A 23,661-nucleotide genomic window follows, 5' to 3' on the forward strand; every position below is an offset into this window, starting at 1 on the left:
GTTATTGATTATCAATTATTTAACTCATGTGTACCATTAAAACACTGATATCGGAAGGCGATACTCCAGATATTCGCGAAGCTTGACCTAATGTACGCGGTTTTACTTTTAATAATTTTTCTCGCGCTTCGATAGAAAGAGAGTTTAGCGATTTATAATCGAAATCCGGATTGATTTCTTTATCTTCCATCTTTTTCATTTTATTGACAATCTCCATTTCTTTCTCAAAGTAACTTTCATACTTTACTTTTATCTCTGCTTGCTCAATGGTTTCTTCGTCAAATTTTGAAAGGAATTTTTGAAATTCATCATCAGCTCTCGAAAGATCAACGATATTGACCTGTGGCCTACTTAATATGTTGAACAACCTCGATTTTTGAACTACTGCGCTTGATCCAGCTTCTTGCAAAATAGGATTTATCTGATCGACTTCTACACTATGCTGTCTCATGTAGTTGACGATGCTATCTGAGTTTTCAATTTTTTGATTTACCTTGGCTAAGCGCTCCTCCCCCACTAATCCCAATTTGTATGCTATTGGAGTGAGTCTGATATCGGCATTGTCTTGTCGAAGTAGGAGTCGGTGCTCAGCTCGCGAGGTGAACATGCGGTAAGGTTCCTCCGTACCTTTGGTGACAAGATCGTCAATCAGCACCCCAATATATGATTCGGAACGTTTAAGTATCAATTCATGGAGATCGTTCACACGCTGATGTGCGTTAACACCGGCAACAAATCCTTGTGCTGCGGCTTCTTCGTATCCTGTAGTACCATTGATTTGACCTGCGAAAAATAGATGCTTCACGCGTTGTGTTTCCAAAGTCAAGTCTAATTGCATTGGTGGAAAATAATCATATTCTATGGCGTAACCAGGCCTATACATTTTTGCATTTTCAAAACCTGGTATCAATTGTAAAGCTTTCAATTGCACATCTTCTGGAAGCGACGTAGAAAATCCATTGACATAAATTTCTACAGTTTTAAAGCCCTCTGGTTCCACAAATATTTGGTGTCTGTCCCTTTCTGCAAATCGATTTATTTTATCTTCTATCGAAGGACAGTATCGAGGACCAAGACCTTTTATTCTGCCCGTAAACATCGGAGAGCGGGCAAAGCCAGTTTTCAATACTTCGTGCACTTTGTCATTGGTATAGGTTATCCAGCAACAGCGTTGTTCAGTTGGTATCTCTACATCGGTATAAGAAAAGCGTCCTCTTTTTTCATCTCCCCACTGCTCTTCCATTAGTGAGTAGTTCAATGAGCGTCCATCTATACGTGGTGGCGTTCCGGTTTTCATTCGCCCTGCTTCGAAGCCTAAACTTACGAGTTGTTCCGTCAGTCCTGTTGCAGCCTTTTCGCCAGTTCGGCCGCCACCAATCTTTTTCTCTCCGATATGTATTAAGCCATTTAGGAAGGTGCCGTTTGTCAATACAACGGCATCAGCTTCAATACGAATTCCTAATGATGTAATTACTCCTTTAGCCTGACCATTTTCGACGATAACTTCTTTTACGGTATCCTGCCACATATCGACATTGGCTAATGACTCTAAAGTCAATCGCCATTCTTCAGCGAAGCGCATGCGGTCATTTTGCGTACGTGGACTCCACATCGCTGGTCCTTTTGATCGGTTAAGCATTCTAAATTGGATTGTGGATTTATCAGCTATGACTCCAGTGTATCCACCCATAGCGTCTATCTCACGAACTATTTGACCTTTAGCTACACCGCCTACTGCTGGGTTGCAGCTCATCTGCGCGATAACACCCATATTCATCGTGATCAATAACACCGATGAACCAAGGTTCGCTGCTGCTGCTGCTGCTTCACATCCTGCGTGGCCTGCCCCTACTACTATAACATTGTATTTTTTAAACATGATTATCTAAATGTGTTTCACGTGGAACAAGATTAAATTTTATAAATAAAAGATATTGTTTCACGTGGAACGTATTATATAAATTCTGCCAATTCCATCCAGCGCTCGGATTTTTTATCCAGCGCTACTTTTAATTGTTCTATGCCCTCCGCCTGCTCTTGCAATTTGTCGTAAGCAGTCGTTTCGTTCATCTCTTTTTGTTTATCGGCGATCGATTGCTCCATCTCCTCTATTTCCTTTTCCAAGGTTTCGTACTCTTTGATTTCTTTGTAGGATAGCTTTCTCTTATCCGTAGTCAGATTTTTTTGTGGGACTACTTCTTTGATAGTTGCTTTGTCTTTCTGTGCTTTTGCCTTTAACTCTTCTTCTGCTTTATGGTCTGCGTAGTTACCGTTGTATATACGAATGTGGCCTTCTCCTTCGAAGATAAAAAGTTGCTCGCTTAACCTGTCAATGAGATAACGATCGTGAGATACGAGTATAAGGATGCCGGGGTAATTATCTAAAAATTCTTCTAGTACGTTTAATGTATCTATATCTAGATCGTTGGATGGCTCATCGAGAATAAGGAAGTTCGGACTTTTCATTAATACACGCATCAATTGAAGTCTCTTCTTCTCTCCCCCACTCAATTTGCTAACTAAATTAAATTGCTTCTCTGGCGGAAATAAAAATAAGGTTAACAGTTGTGAAGCGGTTAGATTATCTCCATTCGCCATGGATATATATTCCGCTACATTTTTTACAACGTCGAGAACTTTATCTGTATCTTTGAACTCTAGTCCACCTTGCTGATAGTAGCCGAACACCGTAGTTTCTCCGACGTCTACCGTGCCGGTATCTGGCGACACTTGTTCGGTTAATAGATTCAAAAATGTAGTCTTTCCAGTTCCGTTCTTTCCCGCTAAACCTATACGGTCTCCCTTTTTGAAAGTATAGCTAAACTCGCTGATAATGGTTTTTCCGTTGTATGACTTGCCTAGGTTTTCAATTTCGATTATTTTAGAACCCTGACGCGACACTTTAACGGAAAGCTGGACGCTATCGTTTTTACGCGGACCTTTAGATTTTTCTTCCAGATCATAGTAAGCTTCGATACGCGCTTTAGACTTTGTACCGCGAGCCTGCGGTTGCCTACGCATCCATTCCAATTCTTTCTTGAGTAAGTTGCGCGCCTTATCAGCCATCGCTACATCTATAGTTTCTCGTTCCGCCTTCTTCTCCAAGAAATACGTATAGTTTCCTTTGTATAAATATACCTCTCCTCTGTCCAGTTCGCGGATCTCGTTGCACACATTATCTAAAAAATATCTATCATGCGTTACCAGTAAAACTGTTTTGTTACCTGTGGTAAGTAATTTCTCTAGCCACTCGATGGTTTCTATATCCAAATGGTTGGTGGGCTCATCGAGAATATAAACATCCGGTTCGTCGATTAACAGTTTAGCTAACGAGAGCCGTTTCTTTTGTCCGCCAGATAACTCATGTATGTTCTGTTCGAAATTAGATATATGTAGCCGATTTAAGATCGTTTTTATATTGTATTCATATTCCCAAGCCTCTAAAGCCGAAAGTTTATCCGTTAGTTCGGCTAGCCTATCGTGATCTATATCTTCAGAAGCAAGAAGCTCTTCATAGTCCCTGATCAGTTGCTGCTGCTCGTTGTCTGCGCTGTAGATAAAGTCATTGACAGTCTTCAATCCGTCAAAATTTGGCTCTTGGTTCAAAAAGCCAACCTTCAGGCCTCGCTCTTTAACAACCTTTCCCGCAGTGGGCGATTCCACTTCTGCTAATATTTTTAGTAAAGTTGATTTACCCGTACCGTTTATTCCGACCAAGGCTACTCTATCTCCTTTTTGAAGGCCAAAATGCAGATTTCTAAAAAGCCATTTATCGTTGTAGGAATGCCCCAGCTGTTCCGTTGATAGTATACTCACTTTTTTAATATTTTGAAAATCAATGTATTATATAATTTTATATTGAAAACGCACTTTGTATTTCTAATGCTGATCAATAGACAAAATTATATATGTTGAAATGCTTATCTAGCCGCTCTTCGAGGATAGACTATTCCAAGCACAAAAATAAGTAAATATTTGTGGTATTCGCGATATAGAGTGCTGTCGCGATATTAATTTACAAAGTACGGAGATTTAATTGAGCTTATAGGAAGCTATCAAATTAAATCTGGGGATGTCTACCAAAAAGTAGTTGCCATCGACTTCCTTCAGCATTTCATAATATCCTTCCATAAATCCGATGTCACTCTTGAGGTTGCAACCCGATGTATAACGGTGTACGGCACCTGGCGATAGCACCGGCTGCTCGCCTACAACACCCTCTCCGTCAACACTTTTGTACTCGCCATTCGAGTCAAAAATATCCCAATGTCTACTTATCAGTTGGATCGTATAATCACTTAGGTTCTCAATCGTAATTTGATAGGAGAACATAAAATGCAGCTTTTCTGGATTTGAATATTCTGGCTGATAAACAACATCTACGGATACCTTAATACCTGCTGTGATCTGTGTAGTCATTTGAAAATAAACTTATTAGTCCATGCCAAATTATCAAATTATATCGAGATGTCAAATTTTCTTTTATTTAGTTTGGCAAAGGGCATGTGCGCGTGCGCGAATATTTAGTAGTTTTGAGTATGTCAAAAGGAACATTGTATCTCATTCCGGTGCCGTTGGCGGAAGCTGCAGAACAGGCAAGTTACACTGCTTTCCATAAGCAGTTGATCGAGGAGATAGATGAATATGTAGTGGAAAATGAGAAAACAGCGCGGCGTTTTTTAAAATTGGCCGGGCGCACAAAGCCACAGAGTGAATTGATTATCCACGACTATGGTAAGCATGTACGTGATAAGGTTGACTACAACCATATTTTTCGATCAGCGCAGCAGGGAAAGAATATCGGATTGATGTCCGATGCGGGTTGCCCAGGTGTAGCCGATCCGGGAGCAGAAGTGGTGGCCGAAGCACACAAACGTGGTATACGCGTTGTCCCACTTGTAGGGCCTAGTTCTATTTTATTGGCTTTAATGGCTTCTGGATTCAGTGGACAAAAATTCGCTTTTCATGGCTATTTGCCGATTGATAAAGCAGATCGTTCTCGAAAATTAAAGGATCTCGAATCTCAGTCGGCAAAGGAAAAGCAGACACAGATTTTTATAGAGACCCCTTTTCGTAATAATGTGCTATTTGAAGAACTCTTGAAACACTGTAAGCCGCAAACCAAAATTTGCGTAGCCTGCAACTTAACAGCGGAGGATGAAATGGTGATGACTAGATCCGTTTTGGATTGGAAGCAACAACAAGTGGATCTTCATAAGAAGCCAGCAATTTTTTTAATTTATGCCCAATAAATAAGGATAAGATATGTTTGAAATGCTACCAGAGCGCGTAACAGAAGAAATGTTGTATGCTGCATTAATTGCTGGTGCAATACGAATCCTCGTGTGGATTGCTTTTGCATATACCATTTATAGTACGTTAAAGCTCATCAAGAAAGAAAACCAAAATATATTGCCCAGTCAGGCTTGGTTCGTGGCTCTACCATTGTTTAATATTTTTTGGAATTTTGAAGTTGTACGTCGATTAACGGATTCCCTCAATAATGAATTTTACGACCGGCAGGTGGAGGTAGACGACCGGCCTACGCAAAAGTGGGGAATGTGGTTTGCTTGGACCTTTCTGATCAGCTTCTTGCCGCTGCCCATGTTTATTATCATTGTGGTTTCGGTATTGCATTTGGTGTATTTTATAACCTATTGGGTGAAAGTGCATGAGCATAAGGTGCTATTGAAAATGCATATCACACAATTTGGTAAAGATTATAACGCACATAAAAACGAAGATGAAGATTAGAGAACTTACCCAATATTTGGAGCAGCTTGCTCCCCTATCCTATCAAGAAGCCTACGATAATTCCGGATTGTTGGTTGGAAACCCGGATGATGACATTCAGCGTGGGTTGATATCGTTGGACTGTACAGAGGATGTGTTGGATGAAGCCATTGAAAAAGGATGTGATATTGTGATCTCGCACCATCCTATTGTCTTCAAAGCTTTAAAGAAGCTGAATGGAAAAAACTATGTAGAACGCGTCATCATAAAGGCTATTAAGCATAATATTGCGTTATACGCCATTCATACCAACCTAGACAACGTGTTTGGTGGTGTAAGTAGTAAGTTGGCTGAAAAATTGGAACTCGAATCGCATGCTGTGCTACAGCCTAAAACAGGGCTAATGAAGAAGCTTTCGGTATTCGTACCCCGTACACATGTAGAGCTCGTTCGGGAAGCCTTGTTCAATGCAGGCGCCGGTGCCATAGGCAATTATGATCAGTGCAGTTATAATACGGTTGGATATGGAACGTTTAGGGCATTGGAAGGTGCTGATCCTACGATTGGTGAAGTCGGCCTACAGGAGCGGGTGGAGGAAACTAAAGTGGAGGTTGTCTATCCGGTGAACAGGGAGCGGGCCGTATTATTGGCGATGTATCATTCGCATCCCTATGAGGAGGTTGCACATGATATACTTGCTTTGGAAAATACCTTGTATACGGTAGGGTCTGGCGCCATAGGTAACTTGCCTAGTCCTATGCGTGGGGAGGCTTTCTTGTCTTATCTCAAGGAAAAGCTCAATTTACAGGTAATCCGACATACGCGTTTGTTGGATAAGCCCATCAGCCGCGTGGCGGTGTGTGGCGGTGCAGGTAGCTTTCTCTTAGCCGAAGCGAAGCGATCGGGAGCCGATATCTTTATTTCGGCAGATTACAAGTACCACGAGTTCTTTGATGCGGAAGATGAAATCGTGATCGCTGATATCGGACATTTTGAAAGTGAACAATTTACACAAGAATTATTATTGGAAATTATTCGGAAAAAATTTGTTAACTTTGCTGTCCTATTGACAGAAATAGAGACAAATCCTATAAAATACTACAGTTAATGGAACAAACCGTAGAACAAAAGTTAAAAGCATTATGGGCCTTGCAGTCCATTCATACGAAAATAGATAAGATTCGCCAGGTACGTGGCGAGTTACCTATTGAGGTAGCCGATCTAGAAGACGAGATTGCGGGTCTTGACACACGCATCGAAAAGATCAGAACTGATCTTGACGACTTGGAGGATTCCATTGTTAAACGTAAGAATATGATCAAAGATGCGCAAGCAGCGATCAAGAAATACGAAGGACAGTTGAACGAAGTGAAAAACAACCGTGAGTACGATGCTATTTCGAAAGAAATCGAGATTCAAGGTTTGGAGATCCAAGTGTGTGAAAAACGTATTCGTGAAGCCGAGTTCGAAATCAAAAACAAAACGGAAGGTTACGAAAGTACGCTTAAAAACGTTGATTACAGCAAAGGTGAACTTGATGTGAAGAAACAAGAATTGGAAACAATTACTTCGGAAACACAGAAGGAAGAGGATGCGCTAGTTGAAAAGGCAGATGCTGCAACTACGCATATCGAAGATCGCTTGCTTAAAGTTTACGATAAACTACGTGGTTCATTCCGCAATGGTTTAGCGGTAGTTTCTATCGAGCGTGATAGCTGTTCAGGATGTTATAATAAGATCCCACCTCAGCTACAATCTGAAATTCGTCAGCGCAAGAAAATTATTATCTGCGAACATTGCGGTAGAATTATTGTCGATGAGGGCATCGTTTTCGAAGAAGAGAACGGTTAATTCGATTCAAAGCATAAGGAAAGGGCTAAAGTATATTTACTTAGCCCTTTTCTCGTTTTAGACCTAAATAAGCAAGGATATTTAAGTGACTTTTTTGGTTTAGTAGGTTATACTTTTCGTTTATATGCAACATATCTGATATATTTACGAAGAAGTCCTAAATTAAATTACTTTTGATCGAATTAATTAGTCACTTATTTACATGAATTACAAAAAATCTTTGGTTTGGCAAGCCCTACTCTACTCGAGTTTCTTGTTTTCCAGCGCTCAGGCACAACAGAAGGAAACCTTGTTGTTGCGCAGTCCAAGTATAAGCGATAAGCATATTTCTTTTGTATATGCTGGTGATATATGGATCGCCGATAAAAACGGCGGCAATCCGCGTCAATTGACGGTAAACCCAGGCGTTGAACAGAACCCTATGTTTTCACCCGATGGACAGCAGGTTGCATTCACGGGGAATTATGACGGTAATAACGATGTTTATGTGGTGTCTATTTACGGAGGAACCCCTAAACGCGTGACGTTCCATCCTTCATCCGATGTATTGCGTGGTTGGTTAAACAATAATGAAGTCTATTTTACGACAACCCGTGAGTTTACCTATTCTTTAGGGTCACGATTGTACAAATCGTCATTGTCATCCGATGTTTCAACAGCGCTACCTATGCCAGAGGCTTACCAAGGTAGTCCCTCAAAAGATGGCCGCTACTGGGCTTATATCAAAAATACAGACCCTACGGAGCGGGATCGGGTGGCTTTCAAACGTTACCGAGGAGGTGGAATGCCCTCTATTTGGATTTTTGATACACAAACTAAGGAGGTCGAGGCCATTCCCGGTGAGCGTAGCAATGATGTCAAACCGGTTTGGTTAGGTGACAAAGTGTTTTTCCTCTCGGATCGCGACAAGATCGTCAATATCTACAGTTACGATACAAAAACCAAAAAAGTCGAGAAGATAACAAACTACAAAGATTACGATGTACGTACATTAAACGGCAACGGTAATGAGCTTACTTTTGAGTATGATGGTCGCGTACATATTCTGAACATCGCCAACAATAAAGTAAACAGTTTGGCTATTCAGGTTAATGTAGATGCGATGTACAAGCGTCCGCACTATATCGATATGGGCAAAGATATCCGCTCCTATACGATATCCCCTACCGGACAACGCGCGCTTTTCGAAAATCGTGGAGAGATATTCTCTGTGCCGAAGGAAAAAGGTGATGCGCGAAATATCTCCAATTCGCCTGGTTCGCATGAGCGATATCCGTCTTGGTCGCCCAATGGAAAATGGATTTCCTTTATATCCGATAAAAACGGGAAGTATGAATTGGTTTTACGGGATCAAATGGCAAAAGATGATCCTATCTATATCAGCTTAGGACAAACGTCTTTTTATTTTCAGCCAACCTGGTCTCCAGATTCCAAGAAGCTTTTCTACAATGATGCGCACCTCAACCTGTATTATGTAGATATTGAAACCAAAAAGATCACTTTGGTGGACAACGATAAATTGGCTTCTGTTACCGGTAGAACATCTAACCATTTCCAACCCGCTTGGTCATACGACTCGAATTGGATTTCTTACGTGAAAAGCCTAAATAATGGTGTACGCACGTTGTTTATGTACAATTTGGAGACAAAGCAGCAAACCCAGATTACCGATGGCATGAGTGCTGTAAATCAACCCACATTTAGCCGCGATGGTAAATATCTGTTCTTTACAGCGAGCACCAATGTAGGGTTGACAAATTCTGGTCTGCATATGTCTGCTTACGAAAAGAATGTAAGCTTTAATGTATATGCATTTTTACTTTCTAAAGATACACCGTCTATTTTCAAGAACGAAAGCGATGAAGAGAAGGTAGCGGAGGACAAAAAAGAAGATAAGAAAGCGGATAAAAAAGAAGATGCAAAGGCTGATAAGAAGAAAGACGACGATAAAGATGCAAAGAAAGATGCGAGCAAAGAGGATGATAAGAAGCCTAAGGTCAAAGTAGATTTGGATGATATCAACAGCCGTATTGTGGCTTTGCCATTGCAACCAGGCTATTACAGTCTAGACGGAAGTACCGAAAACATGCTAACTTACATGCGCGGACGCTCGATTGGTGTATACGACTTGGTAAAACTGGAAGATAAGACTATTGTTGATAATGCGAATGGCTTTGAGATCAGTGCAGATGGCAAGAAGATGATATACAGCAACAACCGCGAGTACTTTATCGTGGCGGCAGGCCAGAAGCCAGCGCCAGGAAGCGGAAAGATTGAATTCAAGGATATCAAGCAGCTGGTTGATCCGGTAGCAGAATGGAAGCAAGTATTCAACGAAGTTTGGAGCATGCAGAAGGAATTTTTCTATGTAGAGAATATGCATGGTGTGGACTGGAATGCTGTTAAAACAAAGTATGCGAAGTTTTTACCGTACGTAGGACATCGGTCTGACTTAGGCTATCTATTGAATGAAATGATGGGCGAAATGGTCGTAGGGCACAACTACATCTATCCTGGCGATCAACCATCGAGTCCTTCTGTCAATACAGGTACCTTGGGTGCGGATTTGGAAGCTACATCCAATGGATATAAGATTAATAAAATCTACACACGTTTGGATTGGAATCCTTCCTTCAAAGCGCCATTGGCCGAACCGGGTTTAAATATCAAAGAAGGCGAATACATAGTCGCTGTCAATGGTATTCCTGTAAATGCAGATATTAACCTTTATCAACTGTTGGAGAATGCTGTCGACAAGCAGGTAACGTTGAAGGTAAACGCTACGGCATCCCTTGAGGGCGCTCGCGAGGTGATCGTTAAGCCTATTTCCTTTAGTGATGAGGTAGCCTTGCGTAGAATGGAATGGGTGGAAGCAAACCGAAGAAAGGTCGATGCAATGAGTAACGGAAAGATAGCCTATGTCTATATGCCAAATACCGGCGGCGAAGGCTATACTTATTTTAATCGTTACTATTTCTCCCAAATGGACAAAAAAGCTCTTCTGCTCGACGAGCGTAATAATGGTGGCGGTTCGGTAGCGGACTATGTGATCGACTTGCTTTCCCGAGAGCTTATTTCCGGATGGAAGATTCGTGATGGAAAGAGCTTTACCACGCCAGGAAATGGAATTTTTGGCCCTAAGGCGATGATCATTAACGAGAATGCGGGTTCTGGTGGCGATATGATGCCTTACATGTTCCGCTTCAAGGGATTAGGTAAGTTAGTTGGCCGCACAACGATGGGTATTCTTGTCGGTATCTCAGGCTATCCTCCGCTGTTGGATGGTGGTAGTATCACCTCCCCTAACTTTGGCATCTTTGATCGGGATGGTAACTACATCATCGAAAACGAAGGTGTTGCACCAGATGTCTTTGTGGAGCAAATGCCGAAAGACCTACTTGAAGGCAGAGATCCGCAATTGGAAAAGACGGTTAATCTCCTGCTGGAGGAAATGAAAACTTATCCGTATAAAGAATTAAAGGATCCCAAAGATCCTATTCGGGTAAAATAAACAAAGAAGGAGCGAATTTTCGCTCCTTCTTTCGTTATCTTCGTTTTGGGAAACGCTAAATTAAACTTATGAATACGACGGACGGATCGATCAAAAATCCATGGGTAGATTTATTCCAGCTTTTTGTATGGCTGTTAATATGTACAATAGGGATGCAGGTCGTTTTGCTTATTACTGCTTTGATTTTCGGTAAAGAATTGAGCGATCTTGCCGTGATTATTCCGAATCGCGGACCAGATTTTTTCTCCTATTTGGCTTTGGCATCGGGCTCTCTGGGTACTTTTTTACTTCCCGCCTATTTTTTTCAACAGCGCCGGCGGGAGTTTTCCTTGTTTCCAACGGATAATCCTGCAGACTGGAAGCGCTATATAGGCCCTATCCTTTTTTTGTTTGCCTTGGCTCCTTTGATGAACCTGATCGGTGAGTGGAATATGCATATGCAACTTCCGGAATCCCTTTCGAAGATAGAAGCATGGATGCGTCAACAGGAAGATAATATGGCGCAGTTGACTGGGCAGATTGTGATGACAACAAGCTGGAAGCGCTTGCTCTTGAACATTATCGTCATAGGTATGCTTCCTGCTATCTGTGAAGAGTTTTTTTTTCGCGGAGCGTTGCAGCATATTTTTAAACACATTTTAAAGAATGAACATGCAGCTGTTTGGGTCGTTGGTTTTATTTTCAGTGTTATACATTTCCAATTTTATGGTTTTTTCCCACGGTTCATATTGGGTGTTATATTCGGTTACGCGGTGCTGTGGACAGGTAATATATGGACGGCTGTGCTTGCCCATTTTGTAAATAATACGAGCGTAGTAATAATTGCATTTTATTTTGCTCGCCAAGGAAAGGGGTATGAGGCACTCATGGAAGTCGACACTTATCCAATTATTATGTATCTTGGCAGCTTCGTTTTTAGTGCGATGATTGGATTCGCATTTTATCACTACATAAAAAAAGAAGCTATATGGAAAAAGGCTGGGTAAAGATAGCTACCTATTCGAACGAATTGACCGCAGAGTTAGCGAAGCTTGCGCTGGAGCAAAATGGCGTTATGGCCGTCTTATTAAATAAGCAGGACTCTTCCCTGAAGTTTGGTAGGATCGAACTCTTCGTGCAGGAAAATGATCAAATCAAGGCAGCTGAAATAATGGAAACGAACGACACCAACGGACTGAATGAAAACTAGGGCGATAACTGGCTTCTTTTTTATTGCTGTCCTGATTGCGGCTGTATTGTTGGGGCCTTATGTGTTTATACCATTTTTTACGGTATTAGGTGTGTACAGCGTCTATGAATTTTACAAGATGGTGCAAACAGAGCAGTCAACACCCTTGCTGTGGACAGGGATTTTCTCGGCGCTGGCCGGATTAACCGTACTTGGTGCTGTTTTGCTTGGATTTATCCCAGAAACAAGTCTATTATTGGCCTTCTCGTTCGCTTTTGTGCTATACATTACCGCCTTGTTTAGAAAAACAAACTCAGCGATTCAGGACATCGCATATACTTTGTTTGGCCTGCTTTATGCCGCGGTTCCCTTTGGTATATTTATATGCTTGGGTTTCGTGACGGGGATATACAACCCCTATATTCCCTTGGGTTTCCTAATATTGCTTTGGACAAATGATACCGGCGCGTATTTGGCAGGAAAAAGCTTCGGCAGAAGGAAACTCTTCGAACGTATTTCGCCTAACAAAACATGGGAGGGCTTTATCGGAGGTTTGGTATTGGCTGTGGTCGTTTCGCTGAATCTCGCACGCTATTTCGATGCGCTATTAAGTTGGCAGTGGTTGGTGTTGGCGCTGATAATAGGCTCGTTCGGTACCCTAGGTGATCTTGTGGAATCCATGCTTAAACGTAATACTGGCGTGAAAGATTCTGGAAATATCCTGCCCGGGCACGGCGGTCTTTTGGATCGATTTGATGGTCTTTTAATGGCTGCTCCTTTGGTGTATTTATTTCTGAAATTCTTTGTATTTTAAATTGAACCGATGAATATAGAAAAACAAACGTTCGACTTTCTTAAGCAGTTGAAAGAGAATAACGATAGGGAGTGGTTTCAAGCAAATAGGGAAGCTTATGAGGCAGCCTTAGCCAATGTGAAAGCATTTATCACGGCATTGATCAAAGAGCTTTCCTCCTTCGATCCACATATCAATACGGATATACAGGCTGGAAAGTGTCTCTTTCGGATTTATCGAGATACCCGCTTCTCCAAAGATAAGACTCCCTACAAAAACTGGTTTGCTGCTGGTATTTCCGTTGACGGACGTAAATTGGACGGGCCGGAATACTATCTGCATATCGAGCCGGGAAAAAACTTTCTAGCAGCGGGCTACTGGCGTCCCGAGAAGCAACACTTGGATAGCATTCGTCAAGAGATAGACTATAACTTTACTGGCCTTGAAGAGGCTCTTCAGCAGGGCGGATGGTCCGTGGATGATTTATCATCAGAAGATAAATTGAAGCGGGCCCCAGCCGGTTACAATGAGGATGATCCACATATTGATGTGCTCAAGCTCAAAAGCTTTATTCTGTACCAGCCTTTCGACGATAAGCAACTATGCAGTGCTAAAGGTTTAGAGCTTCTTGTGGATACGGCCAAGCGAATTTTACCATTCAAGAGTTTTATACACGAAGCCCTGGATCAATAAGGAAAAGATAGTTTGCCCATACAAACTGCCGGTGAATCTTTAATCTGTGTCACGTTTTCTGGTTTTCCGGCAATCGTTTCGTTCGCCAAAATGGCGAATAGACAAGCTTCCTTCGCATCTGGATTCAAGTTCAATGCCTCGAATGAAGCCACCTTGGCTTCCGGTAGAAGATCTTGGATGAATGTTGTCATAAGCGGATTATGTATGCCGCCCCCACTGATATAGACGGCTATTTCGGTAAGATCTACGGCTTGTCTTTTTATGGCATCTGTCATTGTGACCGCGGAAAATCGCGTCAACGTTGCCAAAACATCCTGCGGAGACAAAGCTTCTGTGCCCGAATTTCGCAGTGCCTTACGTAAGAAATCTAGGTTAAATAATTCTGGTCCTGTCGTTTTAGGGAAGGGCTCATCGAAGAAACTTTCTTCCAATAAATGCTGAAGTAAAGGGTTGTTTACAGAGCCTTTGCTAGCTTCCTCGGCATTCTCATCCATTTCTCTACCAAAAAAAGCATCCATATACTGGTTTATCAAGGTGTTTCCCGGACCTACATCTGTTGCGTATGCAGCAGCAGCACTTCCCTTGCTTGGAAGAAACGTGAAATTGGCTATTCCACCGATGTTCAGTAAAAAACGACTTTCTTTGTCAGAACGAAAGAGTAGAAAATCGCCATAAGCGGCAAGCGGAGCCCCTTCTCCCCCTGCAGCGAGGTGTTTCTGTCTGAAATCACTCAAGGTGATGATACCTGTTTGGACAGCGATATGATCGGCATCACCTATCTGCAGCGTGCTATTGGGGTAGATAGGATCCTGCAGAAGCCTTCTTGGCGCATGGTAAACGGTTTGCCCATGACTTGCGATAAGGTCTACCTCGGAAGCGTTTATTTGCCAATCACTAAGCGCCTGATTGATCATGTGCGCATGTACTTCGCCCACGTAAGCGTGAAGGCCGCAAAGCGCTTGTTGGTCGATTTGCCGTTTCGCAAAAACAGAACGAACCCTTTCCCTGAAAATGCGGTCGTAAGGCAGCGTTGTAAATTTTTCTAAGACCAAGCTGGACGCTGTTCCGCTGCCGGATATGCTACACAAGGCGATATCCAAGCCATCTAAGGATGTTCCAGACATCAGTCCGATAATGCGTCGGGTTTGCTTTTTACCGATTTGATATAGTCGTTCGATCTGCGCGTTCATTGTACTAAAATACGATAAATCCATCGGTAAACGGCCGCAATTACACATACGATTGTGTGAAAATGTCTAATTTTTGGTTATGTCGAAGGATAATTATATTTTTGGGCAAAGAAAAAATATATGAATTTCCCAGCAGAATTAAAATACACTAAAGATCACGAATGGATTCGTGTGGAAGGTGACGAAGCCGTTATCGGTATCACTGATTTCGCGCAGCGCGAATTAGGGGATATCGTGTTTGTCGATATTAGCACCGTAGGTGAAGAGATCGCAGAGAACGAAGTTTTTGGCACTGTAGAAGCTGTTAAAACGGTTTCTGATCTTTTTATGCCTGTTAAGTCAACAGTTTTAGCTGTTAATGATGCTATTGATTCTTCACCTGAGTTAGTAAATACAGATCCTTATGGAGATGGCTGGATCATCCGCGTAAAATTGTCTGATGTAGCTGATGTAGAAGCACTATTGTCTGCAGATCAATACAAAGCTGAAATAAACGCATAGTTCGTATAAAATGACAGCATAATTAGGGCTTTCCCCATAGGGTCGAAAGCCGACTGTTTGTATAAAAAAATGACCTGTTTGCTAGCTAAACAGGTCATTTTTTTATGGAGTATTGATCAATCTATTGCACCGTCAATACCACATCACTGATTACTTTGGTTCCTTGGACTTCAATCGATGTTTTTACATCTGCGTTTTTTGTAACAAGTGTCTTTTTATCCAACACATAGGATCCGATTACGCTACCTACTTCGTTGGATGAATCGTCTAATAGTTTTCCGACGACATCGATAACGTAACCATTTTCGTTTTCTTCTTTAAACGTAGACGTTGTTTCTGTTTTGGATATAAGTGGATTTTCACCCATATCTGCGCTATGTTGCCAAGTTGCACCAACAGCGACTGGATTTTCTGGAAGCGGTGTAGAGATACTTGCAAAGGAGGTTTTATCCATTCCTTGCCCAATACCTTCCGGTAGGATTACGTCAACCGTTTTGCCTTTTGGTGTCAATATTACAGTGATGACTTGATTAATGATCTTCTCGAACTGCGAGCCCATCATCTTGGCCATTTCATCTTTTGGCTCTTCTTCCGAATTGTAAGACATATTCATCATTCCCGCATCAACATCTACCTTTACAGCCTTTGTGACAGTTTCGATCTTAAAATTTTCATCCTGTTTTTCCGTAGCTGTCATGACCATTTTCATATTCATGTCCATAATCATACTTTGCGGTCCTTCCACATCGGTTTTAACTTGCATCAGCATATTTATGGGTTTGCCAATTTCGGGGTTTAATTTGAAATCAACGGCCTTTTGGGCGAAAGAAACGAATCCGAGACAAAGGGCTATTCCCGTAACGAAGTATTTTTTCATAATAATATCTATATGTAGTGAATATAATAAAAAAAATGGAAAGAGAATGTAAAAGCCATTGTTTCTAAACACTTAAACATAAAAAAAGGTATCCATTAGGATACCTTTTCTATGTATATTTTTAATACCGATTACTTTTTCAAGTAGGACACTTCTTTTACGGCTTTTACCACTTTTGCAACGCTTGGTAATGTCGCTTCTACCAAAGTAGGTGCATAACCAAGAGGAACGTCTGCAGAAGTAACGCGAATAACAGGTGCGTCAAGGTAATCGAAGGCATCTTTCTGCACACGGAATGCTACCTCTGAAGAGATAGATGCCAAAGGCCAAGCTTCTTCTACGACAACAAGTCTATTTGTTTTCTTAACAGATTCAATGATTGCAGGGAAGTCAATCGGACGAACAGAGCGTAAGTCGATCAATTCCACATTGATGCCTTCTTTTGTCAATTCTTCAACGGCAGGAAGTACAACCCGCGGAATCATTTTTCCGAAAGACACGATGGTTACATCCGTACCTTCTTTGATGACGTTGGCTTTTCCGATAGGAAGGTAGTATTCTTCTTCAGGAACAGGGCCTTTATCACCATACATCACTTCAGACTCCATAAAGATAACCGGATCTGGATCAATGATGGAGGACTTTAATAAACCTTTAGCATCGTAAGGGTTTGATGGTACAACGACTTTCAAACCGGGAGTATTTGCATACCAATTTTCAAAGTTCTGAGAGTGCTGAGCAGCCAATTGTCCGGCGTTACCTGTAGGTCCACGGAAAACAATTGGGCAAGAGAACTGACCGCCGCTCATTTGACGAATCTTTGCCGCAGCATTGATCACTTGGTCAATCGCAACCAAAGAGAAGTTGAAGGTCATGAATTCGATAATTGGACGTAAACCGTTCATGGCAGCACCAACACCGATACCAGCGAACCCTAGTTCGGCGATAGGTGTGTCGATGATACGTTTTGCACCAAATTCTTCCAACATGCCTTGGCTTACTTTGTATGCACCATTGTATTCGGCGACTTCCTCGCCCATCAAGAATATTTTATCATCTTTACGCATTTCTTCGTTCATTGCTTCACGAAGTGCTTCTCTGAATTGTATTTCTCTCATCAGTTGTAAAATTGTGTCTTTTTTGAATATCGCAAAACTACTATATTTAATTGATATATCGTAATGGATTTGGCGCAAAAAAGCCTAAAATATGTCATTATTTGGGAGTTTTCCCCAACGTAGTTTAGCGTTCTTTATGACAGATAGTTAAGGAGTTCCTGTAAGAACACGTTCAAATTTTTTATAGCTGGGCCGATTTGCCATGCCCCCCTGTTTCGGGGTTCAATATAATTTGACGTTGCTCGAAACTGTAGGACAGGAATGTTCTCCTGTGCCGCAACAAAAAATGCAGCTACGCCCTCCATCGATTCAACAATGGGCTCATCGTATGTATGCCGTAACTGCTCAATACTGTTGGTGTTGCCATGCACTTTATTTACGGTGATGCCTCGTCGTTGTGGAGTGACTGGTATTGCGAAAGGCGGTGGCGGCAATTGTTGTCTAAAGTGACCTTCCCCGAAGCCCAATTCGGCAATAGGGAGAAAGCGTTCGTGATCTTCAGCACCAAAGGCGAAGATTTCGTCTTCCACAATTTGGTAAACAGCGCCCAATTCGTCATCGCTGTCAAGAATCCCTCCTATTCCCACCTGTACAATTAAATCGGGTTTAATTGTTTGGAGCGATTTAGTCAGCGTATAAACGGTAGCAAGCATGCCCACGCCGCTTATCAGGAAAGGAATGTCCTGTTCCTCAAGAAAAGCGATAGATGGCTGTATTTCCGCTTGGGTAGCTGCAACAACAAGTATATTCATGGTGCGATAATTGCTTAAGAAGGTGAAGTTACTAAAATATACTTTTTTGCCCTATCTTTGTTTTTATGATCTATATCACAAGACGCGAAAGATTCTGCGCAGCACATAAGTTGTTTCGCGAAGATTGGTCGACAGCACAAAATGAAGCCGTATTCGGAAAATGTTCTAACCCAAACTGGCATGGACATAACTATGAGCTTTTTGTCACGGTGAAGGGCGAAGTAAATCCTGAGACGGGCTTTCTTATCGACCTGAAGAAGATGAAACAAATTATGCTGCGCGAGGTGATTGATAAGTTAGATCATAAAAACGTGAACCTGGACGTGGATTTCATGGCAGGAAAGAGAGCATCCACAGAGGTTATCGCTATAGCGATCTTCGATGTTCTTCGCCCATGTTTCGAGCAGGAAGGGGTTACTTTGCATGCCGTTAAGCTGTACGAAACGGAAAACAATTTTGTGGAGTATTTTGGTTGATGCTTAGCAGGATTTCTTTTGAGCGATTTTGCCATCAACATATTATAGAGCCTAAGTGCTCACCTATGATAATTTTTACTATTTACGTGAACAAAAAATGAGTAATCTAACATCTTTCGAAGACGAAGAACAAGAAGGGTATATTAAGATCGATCGATATAATGAGAAGCAAGTAAAGGATATTGCGGCGCATTATCCGGCAATATTGGAGTCTCTAGGTGAAAATCCGGCGCGAGAAGGATTGGTCAAAACCCCCGAACGCGTAGCAAAAGCTCTTCAGTTCCTTACGCACGGCTACGATATCGATGCGGCCAAGGTACTACGTAGCGCTATGTTTGAAGAAGATTATAGCCAGATGGTCGTGGTTAAAGATATCGAAGTATACTCGATGTGCGAACACCATATGTTGCCTTTTTTTGGAAAGGCACATATAGCCTACATTCCTAACGGTCATATTGTTGGATTGAGTAAGATACCACGTGTGGTGGACGCATTTGCACGTCGCCTTCAGGTACAGGAGCGCTTAACCAATGAGATCCGCGATTGTATACAGGAGACATTGAAACCAGCCGGTGTAGCCGTGGTGATGGAGTGTAAACATATGTGTATGGCAATGCGTGGTGTGCAAAAGCAAAACTCCGTGACGACAACCTCTGCTTTTACGGGGGCTTTTCAGAATGATGTTACACGATCTGAGTTTTTACGACTGATCACAGCATCTTTAGACTAGGTTGTAATACCTTATAAAAGGCACTTTTCATAGCTAAAAAGTGCCTTTTTTCGGCTAATGCCGTGTACACTAGAATTTTAATTTTTGTTAAAGTATTTCGGGATATCGATGTACTTACTACATTTGTGATTATGCTTGGTAGCGAAGAGGCCTTAGAGGCCTATCTTGAAAAGACCTGCGATGCAGAGAATGACTTGTTAAAACGCATAAATAGAGAGACCTATTTGCGAGAAACGATGCCTCATATGTTATCTGGTCATTTTCAAGGGCGTGTATTGTCGATGTTGGCGCAGTTGCTGCAGCCAAAGCGGATTTTGGAGATCGGGACATTTACGGGATATGCTACCCTGTGTTTAGCGGAAGGCCTTGCAAAAGAAGGGGTTATTCATACCATTGACATTAACGAAGAACAGCAGGAACGCGTGCAGCAATATTTTGATGCCTCGGTTTTTGCTGATCAAATCAATTATCATATTGGCGATGCCGCCGATATCATCCCACAGATTGGGGGTGAATTTGATTTAGTGTTTATCGATGCGGATAAAAAGAACAACCTTTTTTATTACGAAACGTTAATTGATCATGTTCCACGTGGAGGAATGCTGCTGATCGATAATGTACTGTGGAAAGGTAAGGTACTATTGGATAATCCCGATAGCCAAACGCAGCGCGTAAAGGAATTAAATGATTTTTTGGCAAGCGATGATCGCGTAGAGAAATTGATTTTGCCTATTAGAGACGGGCTTTTTGTATTACGCAAAAAGTAATTGTTGAACTAAAAGTAAATATATGCAAAAGACAGGTATTGGTCGGTACATTCTTGTGCTGCTGATGTTTGTGTTTACTGTCAAGACGACAATTGCACAAAAATTTTCACCGAGTAGTTATATTGCTGAACACAAAGCTATTGCACAGCAGTTGATGCTCGAAACAGGGGTTCCCGCATCGGTTATTCTCGCTGTAGCGATTCATGAAAGTGCTTACGGAAATAGTAGAATAGCGCAACACCTGAATAACCATTTTGGAATCAAGGGTAAGAATAATAGCCGTACCATTCGCTCAGCATACAAAGGGTATAGCTCCGTTAAAGAATCCTATTTGGACTTTATAAGTTTTCTGAAGAGACGACAATCGACGAGCAGCCTATTTGAAGACCATGGACAGGAAGACTATAGAAGTTGGGTCAAAGGCATCGGTCGATCGGGTTATTCGACAACAAAAACATGGTCATCCAAGGTGCTAGCAACAATAAACCGCTATAACCTCGACGAATATGACGAGATGCTGGAGCAACCAACGCAGCAATTAGCAGAAAGTCCCAATAAGTCAGCAGATATTCTCCTAACGGCGATGGAAAAGCAAGAATCCTCGACATCGTTTAACAGTGCACAAACCCACATCGTGCGAAAAGGCGAAACACTTACGGCGGTAGCTAAACGTTATGAAACATCTGTCGAAGCATTAAAAAGACGAAATAACCTCCAATCTTCTAAACTTTCTATAGGCCAGCGATTATTATTGTAGATGAAAAGAAACCAATTCTTCCTTTTCTTTATTGCTTTTTTAGTTTTATTTGCGGCTTGTAAGACGCCCAAATCAAGAGTTTTACAGTCTCCATCAGGACAAACGAACGGTCGCACGGGAACCTTTGGTTCCAAACCAACTCGATCGGGAGGTACTTCTACATCCGGCATGGACTATATTACGCGCTACAAAGATATCGCGATAGCGGAGATGAACCAGTTTGGTATACCGGCGAGCATTAAATTGGCGCAGGCTTTACTGGAGTCAGGAAACGGAAACAGTTATCTGGCAAAGGAAGCCAATAATCACTTTGGAATAAAATGTGGAGGCGTATGGAACGGAAGGTCTGTCAACAGACCGGACGACAATCTAAATGATTGTTTTCGGGTCTACGATAATCCAGAACAATCTTTTAAGGATCATAGCCAATTTCTACTTAGAAAGCGTTACGAGAAGCTCTTTATGCTAGATAAGGATGATTATCGCGGATGGGCAAAAGGGCTGAAAGAGGCTGGTTATGCAACCAATCCCCGCTATCCGGACTTATTGATTGACTTGATCGAACGATACCAACTGTATCAATATGACCGCGCGGAACGCTCGTACATAGCGAAAGAACAACGCGAAGAAAAGGTGGAGGAGATTATACAGGAAAAAGCAGTCGTGGAGCCTGAAGTTAAAACTGAAGAGATAAAAACGGCGGTGGCGATGCTTATTCATGAAGTGAAAGCTACAGACACCTTATATAATATAAGTAAGCGGTACAATGTAACCGTTGAGCAACTGAAACAATTAAATGGCTTGGAGTCAGACAACCTTTCTATCGGACAGCTTTTGGTTATCACCAAATAAAAGCCTAAAAGGTGTTAAAAAATAAAAACCTAATATTCTTTCCTGTAGTTTTATAGACGTGGAAACCATCAGAATCTTATTCATTGTATTTCTACTTTCAATTTCTTCTTTTTTAGGCTTTACGCAAACAAAAACCGTTCAAGGCATCGTTTTTGATAAGGATACGAATCAACGTATTGGCAAAGTGTTTATAAAGAACGAGAAAACGAAAGAGAATACCTTCAACAATGTGAGGGGTGAGTTCGATATGCATGTATCACAGGGCGATCTAATCGTGACGGAGAAAGAAGGTTTTTTCGCCGATACGATACGTTATAATGGACAACAGGTGCTTATGGTGTATCTAAAGCGATCTTCCATCTATATTCCAGAAGTCAATGTGGTCGCGCGGCGATCACCGGAAGAGGTTTTGAAGCAGAGACGCGAGGACTTTAGCAAAGCATATAAACTAGCCGACCCAGGATCGATATTTTCAGTGGGTCCAACCGGTGCCGGCGTAAGCATAGGCTCGATCTTCAACATGTTGAGCCGCGAAGGAAAGAATGCGCGGCGCCTAACCAATATCATCCAGCAGGAATATGAGCAGAATGTAGTGGATTCAAAATTTACGCCGGATTTGGTTTCAAACCTAACAGGGCTAAGCGGGCAGAAGCTAGCTAATTTTATGCGTAATTATAGACCAACATATAACTTTGTGTCTATAGCATCTCCCTATGAGCTTTCTTCCTATATTCGTAGCAAGTATGAAATATTTAAATTAAATCCTAACTTGCGCTTTTTACCCACGTTGCCTGACATTAATTTAGAAGTTAATAATTAAGAAGATGATGTTTAACAGAATCAAATTACTTACCGTTGTTTTTACGCTTTTCATTGGCCAATGGAGCTTTGCTCAGATCGATTTGAAAAGATTGCGTGCAAAGCCGGATACAAACTTAGTTGACGCGCCAAAGTCGCCAGTGTCTAATATTAATCAGGTTATTGTACCTATTCCTAAGCTAGCTCTAGAGGTTGACTATTGGAAGCATTGGACGAAGTTAGGATTAAACCTTAACCAAGCATATTTTAATAAACATTGGAATGCGGGAGGAGTGAACTCTATCGCAATACTTGGAACAGGATGGCATAAATCAGAATATAATAAAAATAATTTCAATTTTACGACAGAGCTTGATTTACGCTACGGAAGGATTCAAAATGACTTTTTGGATAGAGAAGCACAAACGTTATCGAAGAAAAATATCGACCGTATTTTTTGGGATAATAAGCTTGCTTATAAGTTATCTCAAAGCTGGGCCGTATACGTGTCGTTCACGTTTGAATCGCAGTTTGACGCTGGGTATACTTATACAAGAGACGTCAACGGTGCCGAAATAGTTGATACGATTAAGACAAATTTCATGGCTCCAGGATACTTTACGGAATCATTCGGTTTGGAATACAAACCAGATAACACATTTTCTTTAAGATTAGGTACCGGTACTGCGCGACAAACACTTATTTTAGACGATCGTATAAGACCCCTTACTGGAGAACAGTATTTTCGTAAGAACGGACGGTATTTAGATGCTAACGATCCAAGTAAAGGAGAGTCAACATTTGGTGTGGAGTCTGGAAGAAGCTTTAGAAATGACCTCGCGTTCCAGCTGACAGCGAATCTTGACAGGAATCTTTCTAAAAATCTTCATTTGAAGTCTAGGTATAATCTATTTGCAGACTATACCGATCTCGGCGATCCTGCGCACCGCTTAGATGCCGTATTAACTGCGAAAGTGACCAGCTTGGTTAACGTTTCTCTAACGGGCATTGTCGTTTATAACTCATTGGAACAGCCCGGTGTTCAGGTCAGTCAAGCTTTGGCATTAGGAATTCTGTACAGCCTACCTCGATAA

General features: G+C 41.7%; 24 protein-coding genes. 17 read left to right on the top strand and 7 right to left on the bottom strand.

What is annotated here, in order from left to right:
* Positions 1-19: 19 nt before the first annotated feature.
* From mnmG to apaG, 3 genes are all read right to left on the bottom strand, one after another.
* Positions 20-1,879, bottom strand: coding sequence for a tRNA uridine-5-carboxymethylaminomethyl(34) synthesis enzyme MnmG (gene mnmG, locus SCB77_RS11695; RefSeq protein WP_320182189.1), 1,860 nt, complete (start codon positions 1,877-1,879; stop codon positions 20-22).
* 74 nt (positions 1,880-1,953) lie between these two features.
* On the bottom strand, positions 1,954-3,816 hold the full coding sequence (locus SCB77_RS11700; protein ID WP_320182190.1) for an ABC-F family ATP-binding cassette domain-containing protein: 1,863 nt from the start codon (positions 3,814-3,816) through the stop codon (positions 1,954-1,956).
* Between the two features lie 216 nt (positions 3,817-4,032).
* The gene (gene apaG, locus SCB77_RS11705; protein ID WP_320182191.1) at positions 4,033-4,419 is read right to left on the bottom strand and encodes a Co2+/Mg2+ efflux protein ApaG; all 387 of its coding nucleotides are present in this window, start codon (positions 4,417-4,419) and stop codon (positions 4,033-4,035) included.
* Positions 4,420-4,538: 119 nt separating this feature from the next.
* On the opposite strand from apaG, the gene SCB77_RS11710 reads away from it, so the two are divergent.
* The 9 genes from SCB77_RS11710 (at position 4,539) to SCB77_RS11750 (ending at position 13,749) form a co-directional block, all read left to right on the top strand.
* Positions 4,539-5,252 carry an SAM-dependent methyltransferase gene (locus SCB77_RS11710; protein ID WP_320182192.1) on the top strand — a complete coding sequence of 238 codons (714 nt, stop codon included), beginning with the start codon at positions 4,539-4,541 and terminating at the stop codon, positions 5,250-5,252.
* Positions 5,253-5,265: 13 nt separating this feature from the next.
* Entirely contained in the window at positions 5,266-5,754 is a 489-nt protein-coding gene (locus tag SCB77_RS11715; RefSeq protein ID WP_320182193.1) for a hypothetical protein, read from the top strand.
* Positions 5,744-6,841 (top strand): Nif3-like dinuclear metal center hexameric protein, encoded by a 1,098-nt coding sequence (locus SCB77_RS11720; RefSeq protein ID WP_320182194.1) that lies wholly within the window; start codon positions 5,744-5,746, stop codon positions 6,839-6,841. The genes SCB77_RS11715 and SCB77_RS11720 overlap by 11 nt, the downstream gene beginning before the upstream one ends.
* Positions 6,841-7,584: a zinc ribbon domain-containing protein gene (locus tag SCB77_RS11725; protein WP_320182195.1), complete on the top strand. Its 744-nt coding sequence runs from the start codon at positions 6,841-6,843 to the stop codon at positions 7,582-7,584. Before SCB77_RS11720 ends, SCB77_RS11725 begins: the two co-directional genes overlap by 1 nt.
* Before the next feature lie 202 nt (positions 7,585-7,786).
* Complete coding sequence (locus tag SCB77_RS11730) at positions 7,787-11,095, top strand: S41 family peptidase (RefSeq protein ID WP_320182196.1); 3,309 nt, start codon at positions 7,787-7,789, stop codon at positions 11,093-11,095.
* Between the two features lie 68 nt (positions 11,096-11,163).
* Positions 11,164-12,081: a CPBP family intramembrane glutamic endopeptidase gene (locus SCB77_RS11735; protein WP_320182197.1), complete on the top strand. Its 918-nt coding sequence runs from the start codon at positions 11,164-11,166 to the stop codon at positions 12,079-12,081.
* Positions 12,063-12,284: a putative signal transducing protein gene (locus SCB77_RS11740; protein WP_320182198.1), complete on the top strand. Its 222-nt coding sequence runs from the start codon at positions 12,063-12,065 to the stop codon at positions 12,282-12,284. The genes SCB77_RS11735 and SCB77_RS11740 overlap by 19 nt, the downstream gene beginning before the upstream one ends.
* Positions 12,274-13,077, top strand: coding sequence for a phosphatidate cytidylyltransferase (locus SCB77_RS11745; protein WP_320182199.1), 804 nt, complete (start codon positions 12,274-12,276; stop codon positions 13,075-13,077). Before SCB77_RS11740 ends, SCB77_RS11745 begins: the two co-directional genes overlap by 11 nt.
* A gap of 9 nt (positions 13,078-13,086) precedes the next feature.
* Entirely contained in the window at positions 13,087-13,749 is a 663-nt protein-coding gene (locus SCB77_RS11750) for a DUF2461 domain-containing protein (protein WP_320182200.1), read from the top strand.
* Here the strand turns inward: SCB77_RS11750 and SCB77_RS11755 are convergent.
* Positions 13,743-14,963: an anhydro-N-acetylmuramic acid kinase gene (locus SCB77_RS11755; protein ID WP_320182201.1), complete on the bottom strand. Its 1,221-nt coding sequence runs from the start codon at positions 14,961-14,963 to the stop codon at positions 13,743-13,745. The genes SCB77_RS11750 and SCB77_RS11755 overlap by 7 nt on opposite strands.
* Before the next feature lie 96 nt (positions 14,964-15,059).
* On the opposite strand from SCB77_RS11755, the gene gcvH reads away from it, so the two are divergent.
* Positions 15,060-15,440, top strand: a complete 381-nt coding sequence (gene gcvH / locus SCB77_RS11760; RefSeq protein ID WP_320182202.1) for a glycine cleavage system protein GcvH — start codon at positions 15,060-15,062, stop codon at positions 15,438-15,440.
* Between the two features lie 121 nt (positions 15,441-15,561).
* On the opposite strand, the gene SCB77_RS11765 is transcribed toward gcvH, so the two are convergent.
* The 3 genes from SCB77_RS11765 to SCB77_RS11775 all read right to left on the bottom strand — a co-directional run bounded on the left by SCB77_RS11765 (position 15,562) and on the right by SCB77_RS11775 (position 18,187).
* Entirely contained in the window at positions 15,562-16,317 is a 756-nt protein-coding gene (locus SCB77_RS11765; RefSeq protein WP_320182203.1) for a DUF6263 family protein, read from the bottom strand.
* A gap of 131 nt (positions 16,318-16,448) precedes the next feature.
* Entirely contained in the window at positions 16,449-17,435 is a 987-nt protein-coding gene (locus tag SCB77_RS11770; RefSeq protein ID WP_320182204.1) for a pyruvate dehydrogenase complex E1 component subunit beta, read from the bottom strand.
* Between the two features lie 134 nt (positions 17,436-17,569).
* The gene (locus SCB77_RS11775) at positions 17,570-18,187 is read right to left on the bottom strand and encodes a nucleoside phosphorylase-I family protein (protein WP_320182205.1); all 618 of its coding nucleotides are present in this window, start codon (positions 18,185-18,187) and stop codon (positions 17,570-17,572) included.
* Between the two features lie 65 nt (positions 18,188-18,252).
* On the opposite strand from SCB77_RS11775, the gene SCB77_RS11780 reads away from it, so the two are divergent.
* The 7 genes from SCB77_RS11780 to SCB77_RS11810 all read left to right on the top strand — a co-directional run bounded on the left by SCB77_RS11780 (position 18,253) and on the right by SCB77_RS11810 (position 23,661).
* Entirely contained in the window at positions 18,253-18,663 is a 411-nt protein-coding gene (locus SCB77_RS11780; protein WP_320182206.1) for a 6-pyruvoyl trahydropterin synthase family protein, read from the top strand.
* Positions 18,664-18,760: 97 nt separating this feature from the next.
* Complete coding sequence (folE, locus tag SCB77_RS11785; RefSeq protein WP_320182207.1) at positions 18,761-19,393, top strand: GTP cyclohydrolase I FolE; 633 nt, start codon at positions 18,761-18,763, stop codon at positions 19,391-19,393.
* Between the two features lie 131 nt (positions 19,394-19,524).
* A complete protein-coding gene (locus tag SCB77_RS11790) occupies positions 19,525-20,160 on the top strand; it encodes an O-methyltransferase (protein WP_320186619.1) in 636 nt (211 codons plus the stop codon).
* A gap of 22 nt (positions 20,161-20,182) precedes the next feature.
* Complete coding sequence (locus SCB77_RS11795; RefSeq protein ID WP_320182208.1) at positions 20,183-20,917, top strand: glucosaminidase domain and LysM peptidoglycan-binding domain-containing protein; 735 nt, start codon at positions 20,183-20,185, stop codon at positions 20,915-20,917.
* Positions 20,918-21,769 carry a glucosaminidase domain-containing protein gene (locus SCB77_RS11800; RefSeq protein WP_320182209.1) on the top strand — a complete coding sequence of 284 codons (852 nt, stop codon included), beginning with the start codon at positions 20,918-20,920 and terminating at the stop codon, positions 21,767-21,769.
* Positions 21,770-21,827: 58 nt separating this feature from the next.
* Positions 21,828-22,589, top strand: a complete 762-nt coding sequence (locus SCB77_RS11805) for a hypothetical protein (RefSeq protein WP_320182210.1) — start codon at positions 21,828-21,830, stop codon at positions 22,587-22,589.
* Between the two features lie 4 nt (positions 22,590-22,593).
* Positions 22,594-23,661, top strand: coding sequence for a DUF3078 domain-containing protein (locus SCB77_RS11810; protein WP_320182211.1), 1,068 nt, complete (start codon positions 22,594-22,596; stop codon positions 23,659-23,661).

Origin of the sequence: Sphingobacterium bambusae, from assembly GCF_033955345.1 — a bacterium.
Classification (GTDB): Bacteria; Bacteroidota; Bacteroidia; order Sphingobacteriales; family Sphingobacteriaceae; genus Sphingobacterium; species Sphingobacterium bambusae.

Bases quoted from the DNA above. Each gene is read 5' to 3' on its own strand.
- mnmG (WP_320182189.1), bottom strand. From the start codon at position 1,879: ATGTTTAAAAAATACAATGTTATAGTAGTAGGGGCAGGCCACGCAGGA.
- apaG (WP_320182191.1), bottom strand. From the start codon at position 4,419: ATGACTACACAGATCACAGCAGGTATTAAGGTATCCGTAGATGTTGTT.
- SCB77_RS11710 (WP_320182192.1), top strand. From the start codon at position 4,539: ATGTCAAAAGGAACATTGTATCTCATTCCGGTGCCGTTGGCGGAAGCT.
- SCB77_RS11715 (WP_320182193.1), top strand. From the start codon at position 5,266: ATGTTTGAAATGCTACCAGAGCGCGTAACAGAAGAAATGTTGTATGCT.
- SCB77_RS11720 (WP_320182194.1), top strand. From the start codon at position 5,744: ATGAAGATTAGAGAACTTACCCAATATTTGGAGCAGCTTGCTCCCCTA.
- SCB77_RS11725 (WP_320182195.1), top strand. From the start codon at position 6,841: ATGGAACAAACCGTAGAACAAAAGTTAAAAGCATTATGGGCCTTGCAG.
- SCB77_RS11730 (WP_320182196.1), top strand. From the start codon at position 7,787: ATGAATTACAAAAAATCTTTGGTTTGGCAAGCCCTACTCTACTCGAGT.
- SCB77_RS11735 (WP_320182197.1), top strand. From the start codon at position 11,164: ATGAATACGACGGACGGATCGATCAAAAATCCATGGGTAGATTTATTC.
- SCB77_RS11740 (WP_320182198.1), top strand. From the start codon at position 12,063: ATGGAAAAAGGCTGGGTAAAGATAGCTACCTATTCGAACGAATTGACC.
- SCB77_RS11745 (WP_320182199.1), top strand. From the start codon at position 12,274: ATGAAAACTAGGGCGATAACTGGCTTCTTTTTTATTGCTGTCCTGATT.
- SCB77_RS11750 (WP_320182200.1), top strand. From the start codon at position 13,087: ATGAATATAGAAAAACAAACGTTCGACTTTCTTAAGCAGTTGAAAGAG.
- SCB77_RS11755 (WP_320182201.1), bottom strand. From the start codon at position 14,963: ATGGATTTATCGTATTTTAGTACAATGAACGCGCAGATCGAACGACTA.
- gcvH (WP_320182202.1), top strand. From the start codon at position 15,060: ATGAATTTCCCAGCAGAATTAAAATACACTAAAGATCACGAATGGATT.
- SCB77_RS11765 (WP_320182203.1), bottom strand. From the start codon at position 16,317: ATGAAAAAATACTTCGTTACGGGAATAGCCCTTTGTCTCGGATTCGTT.
- SCB77_RS11770 (WP_320182204.1), bottom strand. From the start codon at position 17,435: ATGAGAGAAATACAATTCAGAGAAGCACTTCGTGAAGCAATGAACGAA.
- SCB77_RS11775 (WP_320182205.1), bottom strand. From the start codon at position 18,187: ATGAATATACTTGTTGTTGCAGCTACCCAAGCGGAAATACAGCCATCT.
- SCB77_RS11780 (WP_320182206.1), top strand. From the start codon at position 18,253: ATGATCTATATCACAAGACGCGAAAGATTCTGCGCAGCACATAAGTTG.
- folE (WP_320182207.1), top strand. From the start codon at position 18,761: ATGAGTAATCTAACATCTTTCGAAGACGAAGAACAAGAAGGGTATATT.
- SCB77_RS11790 (WP_320186619.1), top strand. From the start codon at position 19,525: ATGCTTGGTAGCGAAGAGGCCTTAGAGGCCTATCTTGAAAAGACCTGC.
- SCB77_RS11795 (WP_320182208.1), top strand. From the start codon at position 20,183: ATGCAAAAGACAGGTATTGGTCGGTACATTCTTGTGCTGCTGATGTTT.
- SCB77_RS11800 (WP_320182209.1), top strand. From the start codon at position 20,918: ATGAAAAGAAACCAATTCTTCCTTTTCTTTATTGCTTTTTTAGTTTTA.
- SCB77_RS11810 (WP_320182211.1), top strand. From the start codon at position 22,594: ATGATGTTTAACAGAATCAAATTACTTACCGTTGTTTTTACGCTTTTC.